Annotated in this window: 9 protein-coding genes; 4 read left to right on the top strand and 5 right to left on the bottom strand. The window is 67.2% G+C overall.

The features are described 5' to 3' along the window. Positions 1-364 (bottom strand): DUF2249 domain-containing protein (locus tag GJ633_RS13730; protein WP_156589273.1); only part of this gene is annotated, 364 nt, incomplete at its 3' end. 173 nt (positions 365-537) lie between these two features. On the opposite strand from GJ633_RS13730, the gene GJ633_RS13735 reads away from it, so the two are divergent. Then, positions 538-1,152: an NfeD family protein gene (locus GJ633_RS13735; protein WP_156589266.1), complete on the top strand. Its 615-nt coding sequence runs from the start codon at positions 538-540 to the stop codon at positions 1,150-1,152. Between the two features lie 104 nt (positions 1,153-1,256). Here the strand turns inward: GJ633_RS13735 and GJ633_RS13740 are convergent, their stop codons facing one another. The 3 genes from GJ633_RS13740 to GJ633_RS13750 form a co-directional block, all read right to left on the bottom strand. Continuing rightward, a complete protein-coding gene (locus GJ633_RS13740) occupies positions 1,257-1,553 on the bottom strand; it encodes a DUF3303 family protein (RefSeq protein ID WP_156589267.1) in 297 nt (98 codons plus the stop codon). A gap of 4 nt (positions 1,554-1,557) precedes the next feature. Further along, positions 1,558-1,836 carry a DUF4242 domain-containing protein gene (locus GJ633_RS13745; RefSeq protein ID WP_231741365.1) on the bottom strand — a complete coding sequence of 93 codons (279 nt, stop codon included), beginning with the start codon at positions 1,834-1,836 and terminating at the stop codon, positions 1,558-1,560. Between the two features lie 131 nt (positions 1,837-1,967). Continuing rightward, positions 1,968-2,732: a PHP-associated domain-containing protein gene (locus tag GJ633_RS13750; RefSeq protein ID WP_394351164.1), complete on the bottom strand. Its 765-nt coding sequence runs from the start codon at positions 2,730-2,732 to the stop codon at positions 1,968-1,970. Between the two features lie 135 nt (positions 2,733-2,867). Between GJ633_RS13750 and GJ633_RS13755 the strand changes: the two genes are divergently transcribed. Then, positions 2,868-3,164, top strand: a complete 297-nt coding sequence (locus GJ633_RS13755; RefSeq protein ID WP_156589269.1) for a hypothetical protein — start codon at positions 2,868-2,870, stop codon at positions 3,162-3,164. 27 nt (positions 3,165-3,191) lie between these two features. On the opposite strand, the gene rocF is transcribed toward GJ633_RS13755, so the two are convergent. Next, positions 3,192-4,097, bottom strand: a complete 906-nt coding sequence (gene rocF / locus GJ633_RS13760; protein WP_156589270.1) for an arginase — start codon at positions 4,095-4,097, stop codon at positions 3,192-3,194. A 94-nt stretch (positions 4,098-4,191) separates the two neighbouring features. Between rocF and GJ633_RS13765 the strand changes: the two genes are divergently transcribed. Further along, complete coding sequence (locus tag GJ633_RS13765) at positions 4,192-4,407, top strand: hypothetical protein (RefSeq protein ID WP_156589271.1); 216 nt, start codon at positions 4,192-4,194, stop codon at positions 4,405-4,407. A 70-nt stretch (positions 4,408-4,477) separates the two neighbouring features. Continuing rightward, positions 4,478-5,011, top strand: a complete 534-nt coding sequence (locus GJ633_RS13770) for an Rrf2 family transcriptional regulator (RefSeq protein WP_156589272.1) — start codon at positions 4,478-4,480, stop codon at positions 5,009-5,011. The last annotated feature ends 8 nt before the right edge of the window (positions 5,012-5,019 follow it).

Below are 5,019 nucleotides of genomic sequence, written 5' to 3' on the forward strand. Positions count from 1 at the left end.
GGTGGTCGTGCTCGGGGACGCGCTCGCCCGCGCCGAGCGAGAGCCGGAGCGTCTTGGGGGTGCGCCCCGGGAACAGGTCGGCGTGGGGTTCGCCGTCGAGCTCCGCGATACGGACGATCTCCGCCGCGGGCTCGTCCTCGACTTTGGGCAGCTCCGCGACGAACCGCGACGGCCCCTCCTGTTCGACCGCGTAGCCGTCGTCGTCGAACGCCGGTACCTCCGCCGACAGCTCGTAGTAGAGCGGTTTCGGGTCGTGGTCGTTGACGATCGTCAGCGACTCGCCCGGTTCCAGCTCCTCGAACGCGTCGTGGATGCGGTCGTGTCGCTCGTTCGGTGGGATCTCCCTGACGTCGAGTTCGGACATCACGTCCGTCTCTCGTCGCCGCGCCCGCATGTCGCGTGTCACGAACACGTTCGGGTCTCGCCCGTATCACTACTGCAGCGCTCGCTCGCGTCCCTACTTCGGGTCCCGTCGGCACCCCTACTTCGGGTCCCGCTCGCACCACAACTTATCACGCCGGGGCCGTAGGTCCGATCATGGACGCGCTCGCACAGGCCGGACTGATCGGCCCGGACACCCTCCCGTTGCTGTTGTTGACGGCGGGGCTGTTGCTCTCGATGGCGGAGGCGCTCGCGCCGGGGGCGAACTTCATCGTCGTCGGGATCGCGCTGATCGGTGCCGGGCTCGGCGGGCTCCTGTTAGCCCCTCTCGTCGGCGCCGGTGCCCTCCTCACTGTGCTCATGGCGGTGCTGACGCTCGTGTTCGGCGCGGCCGCCTTCTACGGCTACCACGAGTTCGACCTGTACGGCGGGAAGGGTCAACAGCAGACGAGCGACCGCGACTCGCTGAAGGGCAAGACGGGGACCGTCACCGAGCGCGTGACGGCCGCCGGCGGCGAGGTGAAGCTCTCCGGCGGCGGATTCAACCCCTACTACTCCGCGCGCGCCCTCGACGGGACGATCGAGGAGGGCGAGGAGGTGATGGTGGTCGACCCGGGCGGCGGCAACGTCGTCACCGTGGCGTCGATGGGCGCGGTCGAGGACGATATCGACCGCGAGCTCGCCGCCGACCGCGCGCGGAAGGCGGCGAGCGAGGAGGCGCACGAATCCGAGACCGACGCCGAGACGGAGACGGAGACCGAACTGGAGTGACCGCCGGTCGAGAGAGCGCCCCTCGACGCTGACCGAGAGATGGAGACCCCGCAGGGACGACGCCGTACGAGTGCGAGAGCCCGGGGGTAGACTGTCGTATTATATCACTCCTCAAGCAATAGCTCCGCCACCTCGCTGAGAGCGTGGACGGGCGCAATATGACCGTCGTGATCTTCGAGGAACGGGGAATCGAGGAAACCGGTGACCGATTCGAAGCTGTCTACCTCAAGGATGAAGTAGAGCTTGTGCTCGTTCGGCGTCACGTACGATCCGTGAAGCTCGACATCGTACTCCGCCGCTCGCTCGTCGATGGTTCCGATCCACTCTCTGGCTTTCTCCTTGTGTTGTTCTCGGGCCCAGCAGTTATCGGCCGAATGTTCGAAGGTAGCCACGAAGAGCATAAGCTCACTCCCCTTGTTCGACTTCGAAGATCTCGTCGGCGGTGAGTCCGTGTGCCTCGCGGTGAACCGTCTCACCTGCGGCTTTACTCGGCCCTTCGAACAGACAGAAGACGGCACCTTCGTCCTCGTCAACCCAGTAGTTCAGGTATTTTACTCCGTGTTTCTCTTGGGTTTCAACGTCTTTCTTGTGGGCTGCGACAACATCCTCAACGCTTGCATCCACGTTTCTGTGGACGTCCATGTAAAGTGGCATGGTATCTGACACCACGACGTTGCGTATCATAAACCAGGTACAGTTTCACGCTACGCGGATTATTGATTACTTGAGTTACAGATCTGTCAAGCGTGATCAGCTCCGCAATAATCGATACCGTTTGTACGTGAATCCGTCTCCGAGACTCCGGCTCGGTTCGGCTAGCGATAGACGCTCACGTCGTCGAACCGCCCGTCGTACGCGACGTTGCTCGGAAGGGTCGGCTCGTCCCCCGAGAGGAACGTCCGGTCGAGCTTCTCCCAGGTGTTCTCGTACGCGAGGTGGGCGAACTCGATGAGCCCGCGGATCTGGTGGCCCGCGCCGGGCCAGTGGTAGACGGTGCGCGGCCGTCCCTCACGGAAGGCGTCGACGATCGCCTCCGGGCTCGCGAGGTCGCCGTCGAACTCGGTCCACGCCTCGCCGACCGTGCCGCGCAGGTGCGCGTATGACGACCCGAACCCCGGGTGACCGGTCGCCTCGGCCACGTTCCGAGCGCGAGCGTTCTGGTGGGGGAGCAGCTTCGCGTTGTACGTCTCCAGCGCGTCGAGCCGCTCGTCGTGGGCGGCGATCTCCGGCCGGGTGAGCGAGATGGTCGCGAACGACGGGTGCGGGACGAGCACCGCGGCGTCCTGCCGCTGGAACTCGGCCATCGCGGCCTCGAACGTGATGTAGTCGGGGACGGGTTCGGTGAGTCCGAGCGCGAGGAGGTGTCGCCGGTTCCCCCAGTCGCCGGTGAACACCTCCCGGGCGGGGACGACCGTCAGCTCGTCGTCCGTGTGCCATGACGCGCGCTCGCGGATCGTGGGGAGCCGGGTGAAGTGCGGAGCGTACACGAGGGCGTCGATCCCCCGTGCCTTCGCGCGGGCGACCACGTCGTCGTCGAGCACCTTCACGTGGGCGTCGACGCGCGTACTCGATCGGGTCACGCTCGTAGCGTCGTCGCCGCCGCGCAAAGGAGTATCGTTCGATCGGCGGACCGATCGACCGACGACCGATTCGAGGCCGGCGATCGGCGACCGACGGGGAAACGGTTAATCCCTCGCGGACGCGACCACAAGCACATGCCCCGCTGGACGTGCGGCATCGACGGCTGCGACGCCGCTTTCGACGACGTGGAGTCGGCCATCGTTCACCAGACGAACGGCCACCAGCGACACGAGTGTAAAGTGTGCGGGACGATCGTGCCCGACGGCTACTTCGCGATCCGTCACGCGTTCGACGAGCACACGCGCGCCGAGTTCGTCCGCGCGTACGACGCCGACTCCGGCGCGGTCCGGCGGCGCGAGGAGGTCAAACAGCAGATCGAACGCGAGGCCGATCTGCAGCGGGTCGTCGAACGGCTCGACGACGCCCCCTGAAGGCCGGACGGTTAACGGTCCGGGCCGTCACAACACGCGTTTCCCGAACGCGCTCGCGGCCAGTTCGGTCGCGAGCGACGCGGTCTCGTTGTGCTGGTCGAGCGTCGGGTTCACCTCGACGAGTTCCATCGACCGGAGGCAGTCGGCCTCGTCGACGATCTCCATCGCGCTGTGTGCCTCCCGGTAGGTCACGCCGCCGCGGACCGGCGTGCCGACGCCGGGCGCCTCGTTCGGGTCGAGCCAGTCGAGGTCGAGGCTGACGTGGACGCCGTCGACGCCGGCCGCGGCGACGGTCATCGCCTCCTCGGTGATCGCCGTGATCCCCCGTTCGTCGATGTCGGACATCGTGTACGCGGCGAAACCGTGATCGCGGATCACGTCGACCTCGGCCTCGTCGACCGATCGGAGCCCGACGAGCGCGATGTTCTCCGGCGAGAGGCCGGGCGCGTTCGCCCAGTCGGTGTCCGCGAACTCGTCGAGGCCGAGCGCGGCCGCCAGCGGCATCCCGTGGACGTTCCCCGAGGGCGTCGTCGAGGGGGTGTTGAGGTCGGCGTGGGCGTCGAACCACACCGCGCCGATGTCGGCCTCGCGCGCGGATCCGCCGAGCGAGCCGATCGCGATCGAGTGGTCGCCGCCGAGCGCGAGCGGCACCGCCCCGTCCGCGAGGGTCGCCGCGACCTCGTCGCCGAGCCGGCGGCAGACGTCCGCCGTCTCCCGGAGGAACTTCGCGTTGCCCCTGATCGGCGCGTCGGCGTCCGGGTCGCGCTCCTCCGCCCGGGGAACCGCGAGGTCGCCGGCGTCGACCGTCTCGACGCCCGCGCTCGCGAGCTGGTCGGCGAGCCCGCCGTAGCGGATGGCTGACGGGCCCATGTCGACGCCGCGTCGGTTCGCCCCGTAGTCTGTCGGGGCGCCGATGATCCTGACGGTGGTCATACCCGAACACGGGGCGCGACGCGGCTTGAATGGTCGGGTCCGCGACGGCGACGCGATCGCACACGATTTCCACGTCCGGCCGCGATCGGTCGGTATGAGTCCTTCCGGAACCGACGTCGAACGCACCGACATCGAACCGATCGGCGCCACGATCGCGGTCGCGTTCACCGGCGCCGCGATCGGACTCACGGGGGCGGTGCTGTCGTTTTTCCTCGGCGATCTCGGTCTGGCGCTCGTCGGCGTGGGGACCGTCGTGGCGCTCTCGAGTCCGATCGCGTACGTCAGAATGCGGCGGCTGCGCGGCGCGTGACCGCGAAAGCCGTTTCCCATTATAATTATATTCCATCGCATTTAAGCAGGCCGACCCTGTATATACGCACATGTCATCTATCGAGCTCACGTCGAGCCAGAAAAGCATCCTCACGGCCCTCATCAACCTCTACGGGGAACAGGAGGACGCCGTCAAGGGCGAGGCGATCGCCGAGGAGGTCGACCGGAACCCCGGCACGATACGCAACCAGATGCAGAGCCTGAAGGCCCTCCAGCTGGTCGAGGGCGTACCCGGACCGAAGGGCGGGTACAAACCCACCTCGAACGCCTACGAGGCGCTCGACATCCAGCGGATGGACGAGCCCGCAGATGTCCCCATCTACCACGAGGGCGAGGAGGTCACGGGCGTCAACGTCGACGGGATCGACCTCTCCAGCGTCCACCACCCCGAGCTCTGCCGCGCCGAGATCCACGTCCAGGGCTCCGTCCGGAACTTCCACGAGGGCGACTCCGTCACCGTCGGCCCGACGCCGCTCTCGAAGCTCGTCATCGACGGGACCGTCGACGGGAAAGACGACACCGCGAACATCCTCATCCTCCGGATCGACGACATGCGCGCGCCAGCGGAACCGGCCGAGCACTGACGGCCACC

Source organism: Halorubrum sp. CBA1125 (assembly GCF_009742825.1).
Lineage (GTDB): Archaea > Halobacteriota > Halobacteria > Halobacteriales > Haloferacaceae > Halorubrum.